At 74.0% G+C, this 17096-nt stretch carries 15 protein-coding genes; 9 read left to right on the top strand and 6 right to left on the bottom strand.

Features of this window, described 5'->3' with window-relative positions; all coding sequences use genetic code 11:
• Positions 1-64: 64 nt before the first annotated feature.
• The gene (locus ABIB16_RS06800; protein ID WP_354403220.1) at positions 65-583 is read left to right on the top strand and encodes a ferritin; all 519 of its coding nucleotides are present in this window, start codon (positions 65-67) and stop codon (positions 581-583) included.
• A 145-nt stretch (positions 584-728) separates the two neighbouring features.
• Positions 729-1676, top strand: a complete 948-nt coding sequence (locus tag ABIB16_RS06805; RefSeq protein WP_354403221.1) for a DUF808 domain-containing protein — start codon at positions 729-731, stop codon at positions 1674-1676.
• Between the two features lie 126 nt (positions 1677-1802).
• Here the strand turns inward: ABIB16_RS06805 and ABIB16_RS06810 are convergent, their stop codons facing one another.
• Positions 1803-2639, bottom strand: coding sequence for an alpha/beta fold hydrolase (locus ABIB16_RS06810; RefSeq protein ID WP_078025868.1), 837 nt, complete (start codon positions 2637-2639; stop codon positions 1803-1805).
• A gap of 128 nt (positions 2640-2767) precedes the next feature.
• On the opposite strand from ABIB16_RS06810, the gene ABIB16_RS06815 reads away from it, so the two are divergent.
• The 5 genes from ABIB16_RS06815 (at position 2768) to ABIB16_RS06835 (ending at position 8692) form a co-directional block, all read left to right on the top strand.
• Positions 2768-3502: an NUDIX hydrolase gene (locus ABIB16_RS06815; RefSeq protein WP_069941600.1), complete on the top strand. Its 735-nt coding sequence runs from the start codon at positions 2768-2770 to the stop codon at positions 3500-3502.
• Positions 3503-3529: 27 nt separating this feature from the next.
• A complete protein-coding gene (gene nadA / locus ABIB16_RS06820) occupies positions 3530-4858 on the top strand; it encodes a quinolinate synthase NadA (protein ID WP_036316443.1) in 1329 nt (442 codons plus the stop codon).
• Positions 4855-5775: a carboxylating nicotinate-nucleotide diphosphorylase gene (nadC, locus tag ABIB16_RS06825; protein ID WP_354436147.1), complete on the top strand. Its 921-nt coding sequence runs from the start codon at positions 4855-4857 to the stop codon at positions 5773-5775. Before nadA ends, nadC begins: the two co-directional genes overlap by 4 nt.
• On the top strand, positions 5772-6944 hold the full coding sequence (locus ABIB16_RS06830; RefSeq protein ID WP_135101387.1) for a cysteine desulfurase family protein: 1173 nt from the start codon (positions 5772-5774) through the stop codon (positions 6942-6944). Before nadC ends, ABIB16_RS06830 begins: the two co-directional genes overlap by 4 nt.
• Before the next feature lie 110 nt (positions 6945-7054).
• Positions 7055-8692, top strand: a complete 1638-nt coding sequence (locus tag ABIB16_RS06835; RefSeq protein WP_271437902.1) for an alkaline phosphatase D family protein — start codon at positions 7055-7057, stop codon at positions 8690-8692.
• 29 nt (positions 8693-8721) lie between these two features.
• Here ABIB16_RS06835 and ABIB16_RS06840 read toward each other — a convergent pair whose 3' ends face one another.
• From ABIB16_RS06840 to ABIB16_RS06855, 4 genes are read right to left on the bottom strand one after another with little or no spacing between them, the layout of a single operon-like run.
• Positions 8722-9729: a glycine betaine ABC transporter substrate-binding protein gene (locus tag ABIB16_RS06840; RefSeq protein ID WP_159833329.1), complete on the bottom strand. Its 1008-nt coding sequence runs from the start codon at positions 9727-9729 to the stop codon at positions 8722-8724.
• Positions 9726-10478 carry an ABC transporter permease gene (locus tag ABIB16_RS06845; protein WP_044659379.1) on the bottom strand — a complete coding sequence of 251 codons (753 nt, stop codon included), beginning with the start codon at positions 10476-10478 and terminating at the stop codon, positions 9726-9728. Before ABIB16_RS06845 ends, ABIB16_RS06840 begins: the two co-directional genes overlap by 4 nt.
• Positions 10475-11482 carry an ABC transporter ATP-binding protein gene (locus ABIB16_RS06850; RefSeq protein ID WP_098092236.1) on the bottom strand — a complete coding sequence of 336 codons (1008 nt, stop codon included), beginning with the start codon at positions 11480-11482 and terminating at the stop codon, positions 10475-10477. The genes ABIB16_RS06845 and ABIB16_RS06850 overlap by 4 nt, the downstream gene beginning before the upstream one ends.
• Positions 11479-12120, bottom strand: coding sequence for an ABC transporter permease (locus ABIB16_RS06855; RefSeq protein WP_049145926.1), 642 nt, complete (start codon positions 12118-12120; stop codon positions 11479-11481). Before ABIB16_RS06855 ends, ABIB16_RS06850 begins: the two co-directional genes overlap by 4 nt.
• A gap of 228 nt (positions 12121-12348) precedes the next feature.
• Here ABIB16_RS06855 and ABIB16_RS06860 point away from each other — a divergent pair, with 228 nt between their 5' ends.
• On the top strand, positions 12349-13650 hold the full coding sequence (locus tag ABIB16_RS06860) for a dicarboxylate/amino acid:cation symporter (protein WP_163721264.1): 1302 nt from the start codon (positions 12349-12351) through the stop codon (positions 13648-13650).
• Between the two features lie 73 nt (positions 13651-13723).
• Here the strand turns inward: ABIB16_RS06860 and ABIB16_RS06865 are convergent, their stop codons facing one another.
• Positions 13724-15205 (bottom strand): sugar porter family MFS transporter, encoded by a 1482-nt coding sequence (locus ABIB16_RS06865; protein WP_163721262.1) that lies wholly within the window; start codon positions 15203-15205, stop codon positions 13724-13726.
• Positions 15206-15343: 138 nt separating this feature from the next.
• Between ABIB16_RS06865 and ABIB16_RS06870 the strand changes: the two genes are divergently transcribed.
• Positions 15344-17086, top strand: coding sequence for a bifunctional 3'-5' exonuclease/DNA polymerase (locus ABIB16_RS06870; RefSeq protein WP_020626294.1), 1743 nt, complete (start codon positions 15344-15346; stop codon positions 17084-17086).
• The last annotated feature ends 10 nt before the right edge of the window (positions 17087-17096 follow it).

The raw sequence follows: 17096 nt of genomic DNA on the forward strand, positions 1-17096 counted from the left end.
CGCTCCTCGATGAGGGGCGGGCGCGCCTTCACCGCGCCCCGGCCGCCTGCCTAGAGTTCGAGGCATGAAGCTCACCGATGACCTGCTGCAGAAGTTCAACGACCAGATCACCCTCGAGTTCGAGGCGTCCATGGTCTACCGCCAGCTCGCGATCGCCGCCGACGACCTGGACCTGTCCGGGATGGCCGCGTGGCTGCGGCACCAGGCGGACGAGGAGATCGTCCACGCGAACAAGTTCATCGACCACGTCGCCGACCGGGACAGCTTCCCGACGATCGGCGCCATCCCGGCCCCGCCCGTGCAGGCCGGCCTGTCGGCCCTGGAGATCTTCCGGGCCGCGCTCGCACACGAGCAGAAGGTCTCCGAGGCGATCCGCGAGCTGTACCGGGCCACCGATTCCGCGGGCGACCTCAACTCGCGCCCGCTGCTGAACTGGTTCCTGGACGAGCAGATCGAGGAGGAGGCCACCGTCTCCGAGATCGTGGGCCAGCTCGAGCTCGTCGGCGATGACGGCTCGGGCCTGCTCCGCATCGACGGCCGCCTCGGCTCCCGTCCCGTGGAGACCACCGAGAACGACGCCTGAGCCCACCGGCGGCCTCGTCGGCCGCGCACGCACCGGCCCGGTCCCCCACGGGACCGGGCCGGTGCGTGTCCGTCCTCGCCGCTATGCTCGACCTGCGCCCTGCCTGCGCACCGACGCGCCCGTCGGCCCCACCCCAGGAGGAACCATGGTCGGACTCGTAGCCCTGCTCGACGACGTCGCCGCCCTCGCCCGCCTCGCCGCCGCGAGCGTGGACGACGTGGCCGCCGGAGCGGGACGCGCCGCGGCCAAGGCGGCGGGAGTGGTGGTCGACGACGCCGCGGTGACCCCGCAGTACATGGCCGGCGCGGCCGCGGCCCGCGAGCTGCCGATGATCTGGCGGATCACCAAGGGCTCCCTGCGCAACAAGCTCGTGTTCATCCTGCCCGCGCTGCTGCTGCTCGACTGGCTCGCCCCCTGGATCCTGCCGTGGCTGCTGCTGGCCGGCGGCACCTACCTGTCCTACGAGGGCGCGCACAAGGTGTGGGGCAAGCTCACCGGCCACGGGCATGCCGACGACGAAGAGCCCGCCGTCGAGCGGGGTCCGGAGGCCGAGGACACCGTGGTGCGCGGGGCCATCACCACGGACTTCATCCTGTCCCTGGAGATCATGGTCATCTCCATGAACGAGGTGGCCGACCTGGGCTTCTGGATGCAGGCGGCGGTCCTGGCGGTGGTGGCCGTCCTCATCACCGTGGGCGTGTATGGGGCCGTGGGGCTGATCGTGAAGATGGACGACGTCGGCCTGCACCTGCACCAGAACGCCTCGACCTCCGGCGGCCGCTCATTCGGCGCCGGGCTGGTCAAGGCCATGCCGCACGTGCTGCGCGTGGTGACCGTCATCGGCACCGTGGCGATGCTCTGGGTGGGCGGCCACATCGCCCTCGTGGAGCTGGACGCGCTGGGCGTGCCGTGGCCCTACGCCGTGCAGCACGGGATCGTCGAGCCCGTCACGCACGCCGCCGGCGCGTTCCTCGGCTGGCTCACGGAGACCGCGACGTCGGCTGTGTGGGGCCTGCTCTGGGGCTCGGTCGCGCTCGGGGTGGTCCTGCTCGTCGGACGCCTGCGCGGGAAGAAGGCCGTGCCCGCCCACTGATGCGGCGGCCGACGGGTCCGCCCCCACCCGCGCCCCACGCTGAGGCCCGCAGACGCGCCGCTACGCACGGAACGTGGCGGCGCGTCTGCGGGCCTCGGCGCTGTCTCCGTCTCCCGACGGGCCCCGTCAGTCGGCGGTGAGGAAGGTGCGCACCGCGGAGACGAAGGCCTCGGGCTGGTCGGCGTGCAGCCAGTGGCCGGCGTCACGGACGGTCACGCGCACGACGCGCGGGAACAGCTCCTTCATCCGCGGCACGTCCTCATCCTGGACGTAGTCCGACTCGGCGCCGGCCAGCCACAGGACCGGATGGTCGAACACGCGCTCCGGATCCTCGGGGACCACCGGGTCCGGGAACGAGCCGATCTCCCGCAGGTGCTCGAAGAGCATGGCCACGTTGGGCTGCCACGCGAAGTGGCCGGCCGTGCGCCGCAGGTTCTGCAGCAGGAAGCCGCGCACCCGCGCGTCGTGGACGTGCTCGGCCATGGCCGCGTCGGCCTCGGCCCGCGAGTCGTACGCGTCCAGGTCCATGCGCAGCATGGTGCCCAGCAGGTGCACGAACTCGTCCGTGGCCTGCGGTGAGAGCCGCGGGGAGATGTCCTCCACGATCAGCCGGTCCACGAGCTCCGGGTGCCGCAGGGCGAGCACCATCGCGACCTTGCCGCCCATCGAGTGGCCCAGCAGGTGGACCGGCCCGTCGGCGGCGAGGCCGGCGCGCAGGTGGGCGGCCACCCGGTCCGCGATCTCGCGGTAGTCCACCCGGTCCGTCCAGGGCGAGGCGCCGTGGTCCGGCAGATCGATCAGCTCCACCGTGAAGTCGTCGCCCAGCTCCTTGGCCGGGCCGGTGAAGTTCCGGCCCCGGCCCATGAGGCCGTGCAGGAACGCGACGCCGCGCGGGCCCTCCCCGATGCGGGTGGAGGCCAGGGGGGCGTCGGACGGGTCGGAGGCGGCGGCGGTCGTGTTCACCCGACTCAGGCTAGCGCGGGACCGCGCCGGCGCCTCCCCCGCCTTACAGTCATCTCGACCCTCTGAGATGGGCGCGAACAGTGTCATACTGACCAGAACAGCCCCGCCAGTCCGCCCCGGGAGGTCCCATGCCGGTCGCTGAGGCCCGCGTCAGCGTGGCCGTGTCCACGGCCGTCTTCGGCGTGCGCCCGGACCCGCACGGCGTGCCCCGCCTCTGTGTCGCCCTCGTCCCGCGGATGCGCGAGCCGTTCCTGGACCGGTGGGCGCTGCCGGGCGCGTGGCTCGGCGCGGACGAGGAGCTGGCCGACGTCGCCGCACGCGTGGCCGCCGAGTGCGTGCCCGGTCCCGTCCGTCGCCTCGAGCAGCTGGCGGCGTTCGGCGCCGTGGACCGTTCCCCCACCGGACGCGTCCTCACGGTGGCCCACTGGGCGCTCAGCCCCGTCCTGGACGACGACGGCGCCGCCCCGGCGTCCCGCCCGGACCCGGACGTGGCCGGGCTGCCCATCGGGGTCCATGTGCGCTGGCACCGGGCCGACGCGCCGCCCGCGCTGGCGTTCGACCACGCCCAGATCCTGGCGGCGGCCGTGGCGCGTCTGCGCGCGGACCTGCCGCGAGCCGGCGTCGGGCACGCGCTGCTGGGGCCCTCCTTCACCCTTGCCGAGCTGCGCGCCGTGCACGAGGCCGTCCTCGGCCGCGGCCTCGACGCCGCCAACTTCCGCCGCGCCACCCTCGCCGCCGGGACCCTCGAGGAGACCGGCGAGGTCCGCGGCGGCACCCCGCACCGCCCGCCCAAGCTCTACCGGTACCGGCCCGCCGGGCCCGGGACCGACCCCGATCCCGCCGGGCCGGATGCCCGCCGCTGACCACCAGCCCCGACCCAGGAGTCACCCATGACCACCCCGACCGGGACCACCGCCTCGGTGGCCCGCACCCTGACCCTGATCGACAAGGACGCCGCGCGCGGCTCCTCGTGCTCCCCCGACCTGACCCGCGGCCCCTGGGCGTTCGACGCCGGCCTGCCCGCCTACGGCCCCGGCGCATCGCAGGACGACGCCGTCCCGGCCGACGCCCCCGTGCAGGGCCGCATCCCCGAGGAGTACCAGCGGGCCTCCGACGAGGAGCTCCACGCCCGGATCAGCGCCGCGCGGCAGACGCTCGGCGAACGCGTCGTCGTGCTGGGCCACTTCTACCAGCGCGACGAGGTCGTCCAGCACGCCGACTTCGTGGGCGACTCCTTCCAGCTCGCGCGGGCCTCCCAGGGCCGGCCCGAGGCGGAGGCGATCGTGTTCTGCGGCGTGCACTTCATGGCGGAGACCGCGGACCTTCTCTCCACCCCGGACCAGGCCGTCATCCTGCCCAACCTCGCCGCCGGCTGCTCCATGGCGGACATGGCCGACCTGGACTCGGTCGAGGACGCGTGGGAGCAGCTCGAGGCGGTCTACGGCACCGAGCCGGACGACGACGGGCGCGTGCCCCTGCTGCCCGTGACCTACATGAACTCCTCCGCGGCCCTCAAGGGCTTCGTCGGCGAGCGCGGCGGCATCGTGTGCACGTCCTCCAACGCCTCGGCCGTGCTGGACTGGGCGTTCGAGCGTGCCCAACGCGTCCTGTTCTTCCCGGACCAGCACCTGGGCCGGAACACGGGCCGCGCCAGGGGGATCCCACTCGAGCAGATGCCGACGTGGAACCCCCGCCTGCCGCTGGGCGGGAACTCCGAGGACGCCCTGCGGGACGCGAAGGTCCTGCTGTGGCACGGCTTCTGCTCGGTGCACCGCCGCTTCACGGTCGCGCAGATCGAGCAGGCCCGCGCCGAGCACCCGGACGTCCAGGTGATCGTGCACCCCGAGTGCCCCCTGCCCGTGGTGGAGGCCGCGGACTCCTCCGGGTCCACCGACTTCATCGTCAAGGCCATCCAGGCGGCGCCGGCCGGCTCGACCTTCGCGATCGGCACCGAGATCAACCTCGTGCAGCGCCTGGCCGCCCAGCACCCCGAGCACACGATCTTCTGCCTCGACCCCGTGATCTGCCCGTGCTCCACGATGTACCGCATCCACCCCGGCTACCTCGCGTGGGTGCTCGAGGAGCTCGTGGCCGGCCGCGTGGTCAACCGGATCACCGTGCCCGCGTCCGTGGCCGACCCGGCCCGCACCGCGCTCGAGCGGATGCTGGCCGTCGCGCCGAAGCAGTCGGCCGCGCAGTCCGCCGGGGCCGGGACGTGACCCCGGCCGACCGCGCCCCGGCGACGCCGGCCCCGCAGCCGGACGTGGAGCGGATCGTGGCCGCCGCGCTCGCCGAGGACGCGCCCTGGGGTGATGTCTCCTCGGAGGCCTTCGTCCCGGAGCAGGCCCGGATCACCGCGCGCGTGGTGGCCCGCGAGGCCGGGGTGCTCTCCGGCACGAACGCCCTCGAGGCCGCCTTCCGGCTCGTCGACCCGGCCGTGTCCGTCACCCTGCACCTGGCCGACGGCGCCGACCTGTCCCCCGGCGCCGTCGTCGCCGAGGTCGCGGGCCCCGCCCGCTCGGTGCTGCGCGCCGAGCGCGTGGCGCTGAACCTCGTCCAGCGCCTGTCCGGGATCGCCACGACGACGGCCGCCCACGTGGCCGCCGTGCGCGCCGGCGGCGGGCACGCGCGGGTGGTGGACACCCGCAAGACCACCCCGGGTCTGCGCGTGCTCGAACGGCAGGCGGTGCGGGACGGAGGCGGGCACAACCACCGCTTCAGCCTCTCGGATGCCGTGATGCTCAAGGACAACCACCTGGCCGCGCTGGGGTTCGGCGGTGCCGGCGACCCGGACGAGGCCCTCACCGCGGCCCTGCGCGCCGGGATGGCCCGCCTGCCGCACACCACCCACGTGGAGGTGGAGGTCGACCGGCTCGAGCAGATCCCGGCGGTGCTCGCCGCCGGGGTCGACACGATCATGCTGGACAACTTCTCGCCGGCCGAGCTGCGGGCCGGCGTCGAGCTCGTGGCGGGCCGCGCCGTCGTCGAGGCCTCCGGCGGGGTGAGCCTCGAGACGATCGGGGCGATCGCGGCCACGGGCGTGGACGTGATCTCGGTGGGAGCGCTGACCCATACCGTCCAGTCCCTGGACCTGGGCCTGGACGCCGTGGTCGAGGAGGTCTCGCCGCGCCGATGAGCACCACCCTCGACCTGGACCACGCGGCCACCGCGCCCGTCCGGCGCAGCGCGCTGGAGGCGATGTGGCCCGCCCTCACCGGCGTCTACGGCAACCCGTCCTCGGCGCACGAGGCCGGCCGGGCGGCGGCGGCCCTGCTCGAGGACGCCCGCGCGCGGGTGGCCCGCGCGATCGGCGCCCGGGCCGGGCAGGTCGTGTTCACCTCGGGCGGCACGGAGGCCGACGCGCTCGCCGTGCTCGGCACGGTGCGCGCCCGGATCCTCGCCGGCCGCCCGGCGAACCACGTGCTGACCACGGGGATCGAGCACAGCGCGGTGCGGCAGTCCTGTGACCAGCTGGCCCGGCTGCACGGCGTCGAGGTCGAGCACCTCGCGCTGGACCGTGACGGCCTGACCTGTGCGGACGACCTCGCCGCCCGCCTGCGCCCGGACACCGCGCTGGTCAGCGTGCACCTGGCCCACAACGAGGTGGGCACGGTGCAGCCGGTGGCCGAGCTGGCCGCCGTCGCCCGGGAGGCGGGCGTGCCGCTGCACGTGGACGCGGTGCAGGCCGCGGGGCAGATCCCGGTGGACGTGCGCGCCCTCGGGGCGGATCTCGTGGCGCTGTCCGGGCACAAGGTCGGCGGGCCCAAGGGGGTCGGCGCGCTGTGGGTGCGCCCGGGTCACGCCCTGGAACCGCTCGTGCCCGGCGGCGGCCAGGAGCGGGGCCGGCGGTCCGGGACGCAGAACGTGGCCGGTGCCGCCGGGTTCGCGGCGGCCTTCGAGGAGGCCGAGGCGGAGCGCACCGCGGCCGCGGACGCGTGGTCCGGGCTGCGGGACCGGTTCGCGGCGCGCGTGCTCGACGGCGTCCGGGCGCTCGTGCCCGACGCGCGGCTGACCGGCCATCCCGCGCGGCGGCTGCCGCGTCACGCCTCGTTCGTGCTGCCCGGCGTGAACGGCGAGTCGGTGCTGGAGGAGGCGGCCCGCCGGGGCGTGCTGGCCTCGGCGGGGTCCGCGTGCTCGGCCCACGACGCCGAGCCGTCCCCGGCCCTGCTCGCGCTGGGCCTCAGCGAGGACGAGGCCCGCACGGCCCTGCGCTGCACGTTCGGCCCGGACGCCGACGCCCCGCTGCTCGACGCCGCGGCGGACGCGATCGTCGACGCCGTCCGGACGGTCACCGCCCTGCGCTGAGCGGCCCCGGGCCGGTCGACCCCGCTGCCGCCGGGGGCCGGCGTCGGACGTTCACCCGGGGGTCAGCCCGAGGCCACATGTCCCTCGCCTGCGTGCCCCACCCTGGCCCCGTGAAGCAGACCACCGCACCCCTGTCCCACTCCGCCTCCCGCCGTTCGGTGCTCGCCGCGGCGTCCGCCGCCGTACTCGCCCCCGCCGCCCTCGCCGGCCCCGCCGCCGCCCGTCCGGCCCGCCACACCCCCGGTGGCCTGGTCGCGTCCCGTCTGACGCTGCCGTCCGGCGTCGCCACCGGCGACGTCACCTCGAACTCGGCCGTGCTGTGGGCGCGCTCGTCCGGCCGTTCGCGCCTGCACGCCACGCTGCGCGCGGTCGACGAGGACGGGAAGGTGCTGCGCGGCCGCTTCGCTCGCGGGCTGACCCTGCGCTCCGGCTGGGTCGACGGGGCCACCGACCACACCGCGAGGATCCTCGCGGACACGCTGCCCTCCGACACCCGCTTCGAGGTGACGTACGCGTTCGAGGACGAGGCCGGCCGCCTGGGCGAGTCGGCCGTGGCCCGCTTCACGACGGCGCCCGGCGCGCGGTTCGGCCGGAAGACCTCCGCCGCCCAGTCCTTCGTGTGGACCGCGGACACCGCGGGGCAGGGCTACGGCATCAACCCGGAGATCGGCGGCATGCGCGGCTACGCGGCGATGCACGCCACGATGCCCGACTTCTTCCTGCACTCCGGCGACACGATCTACGCGGACAACCCCATCCCGGAGACCCTCGAGGTGGCCGGCGAGCCCACCTGGCGCAACCTCGTCACGGAGGAGACGTCCAAGGTCGCCGAGACGCTGAACGAGTTCCGCGGCCGCCACCGCTACAACATGATGGACGACAACCTCCGCGCCCTGTACGCGGACGTCCCCGTCATCGCCCAGTGGGACGACCACGAGACGACCAACAACTGGTGGCCGGGTGAGGTCCTCGAAGACCCGCGCTACACCCAGGTCCGTGACGTGGACACGCTGGCCGCCCGCGCCCGCCGCGCGTGGCAGGAGTACATGCCGATCGCCGACTCCACAGCCCTGCGCCGCGGCTCGGGCTTCGAGCCCGCCCGCATCTACCGCAGGATCCCCCGCGGCGCGACCCTCGACGTGTTCGCCCTGGACATGCGCACCCACAAGGGCGAGAACACCCCGGGGCTCGAGACCCACGAGACCCCGATCCTGGGCGAGGAGCAGCTGCAGTGGCTCATCCGTGGGCTGCGCGCGTCGACCGCCACGTGGAAGGTCATCGCCAACGACCTGCCTCTGGGCCTGATCGTCCCCGACGGCACGGGGCAGGAGTCCCTGTCCAACGGCGACGACGGCGCCCCGCTGGGCCGCGAGCTGGAGATCGCCCGCCTCCTGAAGGCGATCAAGGACCACGGCGTGAAGAACGTCGTGTTCCTCACCGGCGACGTCCACTACTGCGCGGCGCACCACTACTCCCCCGACCGCGCGGCGTTCACCGACTTCGAGCCGTTCTGGGAGTTCGTGGCCGGCCCCATCAACGCCGGATCGTCCGGCCCGAACACGCTGGACGGCACCTTCGGCCCGCGCCTGGACTTCGAGGCGCACGGGCCGGTCATGGGCTCGCCGCGCTCCGGCGAGCACCAGTACTTCGGCCACGTCGAGATCCCCGAGGACGGCCGCGAGTTCCGGGTGCGTCTGATCAACGCCGTCGGCCGGACGGTCTACTCGCGCACGCTGACGGCTGCCTGATCCGCCGTGCCGGCGGCGTCGGCGGACCGTCAGTCGGTGATCAGGCCCTCCTCGCGGAGCCAGTCCCACGCGACCTGGGTGGGCTCCTCGCCGTCGACGTCCACCCGGGCGTTCAGGCGCGCGGCCGTCGCGTTGTCCAGGCGCGCGGTCACGGGCGCCAGCAGGTCGGCGATCTCGGGGTGCTCGGCCAGGACCTCCTCGCGCACGATGGGGGCCGCGTTGTACTTCGGGAAGAAGCTCAGCGGGTCCTGCAGGGTCGTCAGGTCCAGCGCGGCGATCCGCCCGTCCGTGGAGTACGCCTCCCCGAAGGTGCACGACCCGTCCGCCACCGCGGCGAACACCGCCCCGATGTCCATCTGGCGCAGCCGGGATCCGGTGGGCCGTTCGATCCCGTAGGCCTCGAGCATGGGCAGGAACCCGTCGTTGCGGGCGGCGAATTCGGCGCTCACGCAGAAGGACTGGTCCTCCGTGGGGAGGTCCTTGATGTCCGCCAGGGTCTCCAGGCCGAGCTCCTCCGCCCGGTCCTGGCGCACGGAGAAGGTGTAGGTGTTGTCGAGTTCGGCCGGCGGCAGCCACACCAGGCCCTGCTGCGCGTCCTCGTCCCGGACCGCGGCCCACTGCGCCTGGGCGTCCGGGATCGGATCGGTGTGGCCCAGGTACGTGATCCAGGCCGTCCCCGTGTAGTCCCACTCGACGTCCACGACGCCTGCGACCTGGGCCTGGCGCGCACTGAGCGAACCCGGCATGTTGGTCAGATCCTCGACGTCGGCCCCCGCGGAGCGCAGCAGGATCGCGGTGATCTTGCCGAGCACGACGCCCTCGTTGAAGTTCTTGGAGCCCACCGCCACGTGGGCGCCCTCGAGGTCGATCCCGGCGACCTCGCCGGCGGGCGTGCCCGAGGGCAGGTAGCCGCCGGCGGTGCTCAGCCCGCACCCGGACAGGACCAGGGAGGCCGCCAGGCCGAGCGCGGCGAGCGCGGCACGAGCGGGGGTCCGGCCGCGGCGGCGGGATGGGATGGTCGCGCGCGAGGTGGTCATGCGAGCCCCCTCGGGGTGGCCAGCGTCTCGACGAGGCGGCCGATCCACTCGATCATCAGGGCGAGGGCGGCCACGAGGATCGCCCCCGAGACGAGCAGCGGGAAACGGAACAGGACGATCCCGGTCTGGATGAGCAGGCCGAGGCCGCCGGCGTCGATGAACGTCGCGAACGCCCCGGTGCCCACCAGCAGCACCAGGGCGGTCCGCAGACCCGCCATGATCACGGGCAGGGCCAAGGGCAGCTCCACCCGGAGCAGGGTCTGCACCGGCGACATGCCCATGCCGCGGGCCGCCTCGACGACGGTGGGGTCGACGCCCCGCAGCCCGGCCAGCGTGTTGGCCAGCACGGGCAGGAACGCGTAGAGGGACAGGGCCAGCACGGCGACCCGGAAGCCGAACCCCCACGCCATGGCGAGCAGGACGATCACACCGATCACCGGGGCGGCCTGACCGGCGTTGGCCAGCCCCATGGCGACGGGGGTGAACCGCCGGGCGGCGGGGCGGCTGAGCAGCACGCCGAGCGGGATGGCCGTCGCCACGACCAGAACGGTGGACACGCCGACGAGGGCCAGGTGCTCGGCGGTGAGGCGCAGGACGGTGGGCCAGGTCAGCAGCCGGGCCTCGACGTCGTCGAGGGCGGCCCCGCGCACCCAGACGGTCCACCCGATCAGCAGGGCGGCCACCAGCAGCGGCAGGCCGATCAGGAGCAGGCGGTCCTCGGCGGAGGCCGCACGCAGCCGGGCGATCATGGCCGAGCCTGCTCGTCGCCGGCGCGGGCGTGCGCGCGCAGTGTCGGATAGTCGAGCAGACCGATGACCGTGCCATCACGGACCACGGCGATCTCCTCCGCCGGGGCCGTGACCAGCGCCGCGAGGGCCTCGCTGATCGGGGTGGCCGCGTCGAGCACGGGCCCGCCCGGCAGCGGGCCCGTCGGGTGCGGTGCGATCGGGCGCAGCGGCAGCGAGTCGACCGACCGCAGCCCCAGCCGCTTGAGCCCCGCCCCCGACCCCACGAAGTCGGCCACGAACTCGGTGGCCGGCCGAGCCAGGACCTCTTCGGGGGTGGCGTACTGGGCCACGTGCGCGCCGGGTTCGAGCACCAGGATCCGGTCGCCCAGGAGCACGGCCTCATCCACGTCGTGGGTGACCATCACGATGGTCTTGCCCACCCTGGCCTGGATGTCGAGCATCTCCTGCTGCAGGCGCTGGCGGGTGAGGGGGTCCACGGCGCCGAAGGGCTCGTCCATGAGCAGCACGGGAGGATCCGCCGCGAGGCCCCGGGCCACGCCGACGCGCTGCTGCTGTCCGCCGGACAGCTCGCGCGGGAAACGGTCCCGATAGATCGCCGGGTCCAGGCCGACGAGCTCGAGCAGCTCGTCCACACGGTCGGCGATGCGCCGGCGGTCCCACTTGAGCAGGCGCGGCACCAGGCCGACGTTCTCGGCGACGGACAGGTGGGGCATCATCCCGCCGCCCTGCACGACGTAGCCGATCTGACGGCGCAGCCGGGTGGGGTCACGGCGTGTGATGTCCTCCCCGCCGATCAGGATCCGCCCGGAGGTGGGTTCGATGAGGCGGTTGATCATCTTCAGCGAGGTGGTCTTGCCGCAGCCGGACGGACCGACGAACACCACCGTCTCCCCCGCGGGGATGACGAGGTCCAGGGCGTCCACGGCGGGACGGTCCTGCCCCGGATAGAGCTTCGTCAGGGACTCGAGACGGATCTCGGCCCCGGCGTCACGGTCGGTGCTCATGCGCGCAGTCCCTTCGAGATGGTGAGGCGGCCGAGCAGCACGAGCAGCCCGTCCAGGACGAGGGCGACGACGACGATGCCGAGGGTGCCCACGAGGGCGTAGTTCAACGCGTTGGCGCCGCCCAGGGAGACCAGCCCCGTGAAGATGTACGAGCCCAGTCCGGGCCCCAGGACGTAGGCCGCGACCGCGGCCACGCCCATGCCGAGCTGGCCTGCGACCCGCATGCCGGTGAGGATCACGGGCCAGGCCAGCGGGAGACGCACCCGGGTGAACAGCGCCACCGGCCCCATGCCCATCCCCCGGGCGGCCTCCAGCACCTCCGGGTCCACGCCGCGCAGACCCACGAGCGCGTTGCGGAGGATGGGCAGCAGGGCATAGAAGACCACCACCACGACGGCGGGGACGGTCCCGATGCCCACCAGGGGGATCAGGACGCCGATGAGCGCGAAGGAGGGCAGGGTCAGCCCGACGGCGGTGAAGGCGTTCGCGATCGGGGTCAGGGCCTTGATCCGCGTGGCGATCACGGCCAGTGCGATGGCGAGCACGGTGGCGATGGCCAGCGCCTGCAGCACGAGCCACCCGTGCTGCCAGGCGCGGAAGAGGATGTCCGGCCAGCGTGAGGCGAGGAACTCGCTCATGCCGCCTCCACGCCGACAGCGCGCCCCTGGGCGGCCCGGGCGTCTGCGGGGTGGGGCAGGACCGTCATCGTCGTCTCCTTCGGTCCGGGTGGGGCGGGCGTGCTCTTGCACGCTACCCGAGACGGTGGCACTCCCTGTGTTCTACACCACGAAAGGGGTCACCGGCACCGCCACGGATGGCCTGCCGCCCGGGCGACGGGCAGGACGGCCTGCGCTAGCGTGTCGGCCATGTCTCGCTCCCACTCCGACGCCCTCGACGCGTCCGGCCCCGACTCCGGGGGCGCCGTCGCCGCGCCCCGCCGCCGCGTCGGCCTGCTGCCCCGCATCCTCCTCGCGATCGTGGCCGGCGTCCTCGTCGGCCTGGTCGCGCCGACCTGGCTCGTGCAGGCCTTCGCCACCTTCAACGGGCTGTTCTCGAACTTCCTGGGCTTCGTCGTCCCGGTGCTGATCCTGGCGCTCGTCGCCCCCGCCATCGGCGACATCGGCCGGGGCGCGGGGAAGCTCCTGGCCCTGACCGGTGGCATCGCCTACGGCTCCACCCTGTTCGGCGGCTTCGGCGCCCTGCTGGTCTGCCTGCTCGTCTTCCCGCTGATCCTCACCCCCGGGTCCTTCGAGGCGATGGCCAACCCCGAGGACGCGCTGCTCGGCCCGCTGTTCGAGGTGCAGATGGACCCGCCCTTCGGCGTGATGACGGCCCTGCTGCTCGCGTTCGTGCTCGGCATCGGCCTGACGACGCTGCCGCGCGGCGCCCTGCACGAGGGCTTCGACCAGCTGCGATCCATCATCGAGCGGGTCGTCATGGGCCTGATCGTGCCGCTGCTGCCCGTCTACATCTTCGGCGTGTTCCTGAACATGACCGCCGCCGGTGAGGTCTTCAAGGTCATCACCACGTTCCTCGGTGTGATCCTGCTGGTCTTCGGCCTCACCGTGGTGCTGCTGCTCATCCAGTACGTCGTCGCGGGCGCGATCGCGGGCCGCAACCCGTTCACGGCCCTGAAGACGATGCTGCCGGCCTACGCGACGGCCCTGGGCACCTCGTCCTCGGCGGCGACCATCCCGGTGACCCTGCGCCAGACCCTACTGCTCGGCGTGCGCCGGCCGATCGCCTCGTTCGTCGTGCCGCTGTGCGCGACGATCCACCTGGCCGGCTCCACGGTGAAGATCGTCTCGTTCTCCATCGCAGTGCTGTTCCTCTCGGGCCAGTCGATCGACATCCCGGTGTTCGTGGGCTTCATCTTCATGCTGGGCGTTACCATGGTCGCGGCGCCCGGCGTGCCCGGCGGCGCGATCGTGGCGGCCTCGGGCCTGCTGTCCTCGATGCTCGGCTTCACCGAGCCGCAGGTCGCGCTCATGGTCGCCACGTACATCGCCATCGACTCCTTCGGCACCGCCACCAACGTGACCGGTGACGCCGCCATCGCGCTGATCGTCGACAAGATCGCCGGGGACCGTCTCATCGAGGACTCCGAGGACGAGGGCCTGGATCACCGCGACGACGAGGAGGTCGCCACCGGCGCCGACGCCGGCTGACCCGCCCCGCACACACCACGGCCCCCTCCCTGTCAGAAGCTCTGGGAGGGGGCCGTCGTCGGGACGGGCGGTGTCAGCCGCGCAGGCCCCGCTCGGCCTCGGCGCGCACCGCGCGCCGCTGCCCCGGGGAGCGCACGACGACGTCGCTCATCTCCTCGAGCGTCTTGCCCTTGGTCTCGGGGACGAAGGCCGCCACGAAGGCCAGGGACAGCGCCGCCATGACCGCGTACAGGCCGTAGGCGAGGGTCAGGCCGATGTCCGCCAGCCACGGGAACGTGGTGGAGACGGTGAAGTTCGCCGCCCACTGCGCGGCGGCGGCCACGGCGAGCGCGCCGGCGCGGATGCGGTTCGGGAACATCTCGCCCAGCAGCACCCAGACCAGCGGCCCCCAGGTGGCGCCGAAGAACACCACGAAGGCGTTCGCGGCCACCAGCGCCACGGTGGACCACGGCTGCGGCAGGGACACGGACTCGGCGCCGCCGGTCTGCGCGAAGGAGAAGGCCAGTGCCATCAGGCCGAGGCTGACCGTCATGCCGGCGGAGCCGGCGATCAGCATGGGGCGACGGCCGACGCGGTCCACCAGGGCGATCGCGATGAGGGTGACGGCGATGTTCGTGACCGAGGTGATCACGGTGACCGTGAGGGCGTCCGACTCCCCGAAGCCCACCGAGCGCCACAGGGTGGTGGAGTAGTAGAAGATCACGTTGATGCCCACGGCCTGCTGGAAGACGGAGAGCAGGATGCCGATCCACACGATCGGCTGCAGGCCCGCCGCCGGTCCACGCAGGTCCGCCAGCGACTCGCGGCGCTCCGAGTCCAGCGAGCGCCGGATGTCCTCGATCATCAGGTTCACCCGGTCCACACCGGTGAACTCGTGCAGGACCTCGGCCGCCTCGTCCGTGCGGCCGCGGGCGACCAGGTAGCGCGGGGACTCCGGCAGCTTCAGGGCGAACAGGCCGTACAGCACCGCCGGGACGGCCTCGGCCAGGAACATCCAGCGCCAGGCGTCGACGCCGAGCCAGAACGGCTGCGCCGCTCCCCCGGCCATCGTCGCGAAGAGCGCGCCCGTGAGGAGCGCGGCGAAGATGCCCAGGACGATCGCCAGCTGCTGGAGCGAGCCGAGGCGACCGCGCACATGGGCCGGGCTGACCTCCGCGATGTACGCCGGAGCGATCACGGACGCGGCGCCCACGCCCAGGCCGCCGACCATGCGCCAGACGATCAGGTCGACCACGCCGAACGCCAGACCCGAGCCGATGGCGGAGACCAGGAACAGCATCGCGGCGATCACCATCACGGGCACGCGGCCGCGGCGGTTGGCGATCGGCCCGGCGAACCAGGCGCCGAGTGCGCAGCCGATCAGCGCCGAGGAGACGGCGAAACCCGTGAGACCGGCGCCGAGGCCGAACTCCCCGGCGAGGGCGTCCACGGCGCCGTTGATGACAGAGGTGTCGAAGCCGAACAGGAAACCGCCGAGCGCGGCGGCGACCGAGATGCCGACCACCTTGGCGTTGAGGCGAGACGTCGCGGCGCCGCCGGACCGGGTCGCTGTCATGGTGGGTCCTCTCTGGGTGGCGCCCGACGGCCCGCTGCGCGCCGGTGCGTCCGCACAGTGTGTTCTCCGCTCGGCGAGCGTGCAAGTCGCACAGCCCCTCTCCCCGCGCAGAGGAGGCGGCGGGGCAGAATGAGGGCCATGTTCGTCGTCCTGGGCCCCGCCCCCGCCTCCGTCGGCAGCCCCGGCGCCTGGTGGGCCCTGGACGGGGAAGGCGACGGCGCCTCTCCCCTGGGATCCTGCGCCGCCGGGTCCGTGGCCGGGCTCGTGGCCGGTCTGCCCGCCCGCCTGGGCGTGGACCCGAGCACGGTCCGCTGGGTGCTCGCCGACGTCGGGACGGAGTACGCCGCCTGGCTGGTGGCGGGGGTGCGGGTGGATCGGTGCTGGGACCTGGCCCTCGTCCAGCGGATCCTGCGGCACGCGGCAACGGCGCCGGGCAGCGGGGTGCGTTACACGCCCGTGGCGCAGCTCGAGGTCGCCGACCCCACGGAACCCGAGCGCCCCGCGCGGGTGCCCGCCGGTCAGGAGTCCTTCTTCGACCTGCCGGACGAGACCGGCCCTGCTCCGGACGTCACCGTGCTCGCGGCCGAGCTGGCCGCGCAGCGGGCCGCCGTCGAGGGCTCAGCCCACCCCCACCGGCTGCGGCTGCTCGCGGCGGCGGAGTCGCAGGGCGCACTCGTGGCCGCGGAGATCCGGGCGGCGGGTCTGCCGTGGGACCGGGGCGTGCACGAGGCGCTCCTCGCCGAGCAGCTCGGCCCCCGGCCTGCACCGGGCGAGCGTCCGGCCCGCCTGCAGGCCCTGGCCGAACGCATCGCCGACGTCCTGGGCTCCCCCGGGCTGAGCCCCGACTCGCAGCCCAGCCTGCTGCGGGCGCTGCAGACGGCAGGCGTGGCCGTGGAGTCCACGCGGCAGTGGGACCTGAAGCACTGGATCGACGCCGGCGGCGCGGAACGCGAGGCGCGGGCCGCGCTGCTCGCGCCTCTGCTGGAGTACAAGGCCCTGGCCCGGCTGTGGACGGCCAACGGCTGGCACTGGCTGGACCAGTGGATCGGCGACGACGGCCGGTTCCACGCCGCCTACCTGGTCGGCGGCGTGGTGACCGGGCGGTGGGCCGCCCACGGCGGTGGGGCCATGCAGATCCCAGCCGGGGTACGCGACGCCGTCCGCGCAGACCCCGGGTGGACGCTGACCGTGGCCGACGCCTCCCAGGTGGAGCCGCGCATCCTCGCCGCGATGGCCGCCGACGAGGCGCTGGCCCGTGCCGGGACCACGCCCGACCTGTACCGGGAGGTCGCGGAGCAGGGCCGGGCGGCCGGCACCGCGCTGGCCGACCGCGGGCGCGCGAAGATCGCCCTGCTGGGTGCGATGTACGGCTCGACGACGGGCGACTCCGCGGCGCTCATGCCGCACCTGCGCCGGCTCTACCCCCGAGCGATCGGCCTGCTCGAGCGGGCGGCCACCGTCGGCGAGGGAGGCGGCCAGGTGTCCACGTGGCTGGGCCGCTGGTCCCCCGCACCGGGGCGGAAGTGGCAGGAGTCCGTGTCCGACGTCGGCACCCAGGCCGCCGAGTCCGCGGCCCGGCGACGGCGGCGCTCCCAGGGCCGCTTCACCCGGAACTTCGTGGTGCAGGGCACCGCGGCCGAGTGGGCGCTGTGCTGGATGGGCGAGATCCGCCGTCGACTGCGCTCGGCCGGCATGCGCACGGAACTCGTGTTCTTCGTCCACGACGAGGTCGTCCTGCACGGCCCGGCCACGGAGGCCGAGGCCGTGCGGACGGTCGTGGCGGAGTCCGCGAGCGCCGCCGGCCGCCTGCTGTTCGGTCCCGCCCCCGTGGACTTCCCGCTCACCGTCTCCAGCGTGGGGTCGTACGCGGACGCGAAGTGAGGGGCGTTGG

The sequence above is a fragment of the Micrococcus sp. UYEF5 genome (genome assembly GCF_040546065.1).
In the GTDB taxonomy this organism is placed as follows: Bacteria; Actinomycetota; Actinomycetes; order Actinomycetales; family Micrococcaceae; genus Micrococcus; species Micrococcus luteus.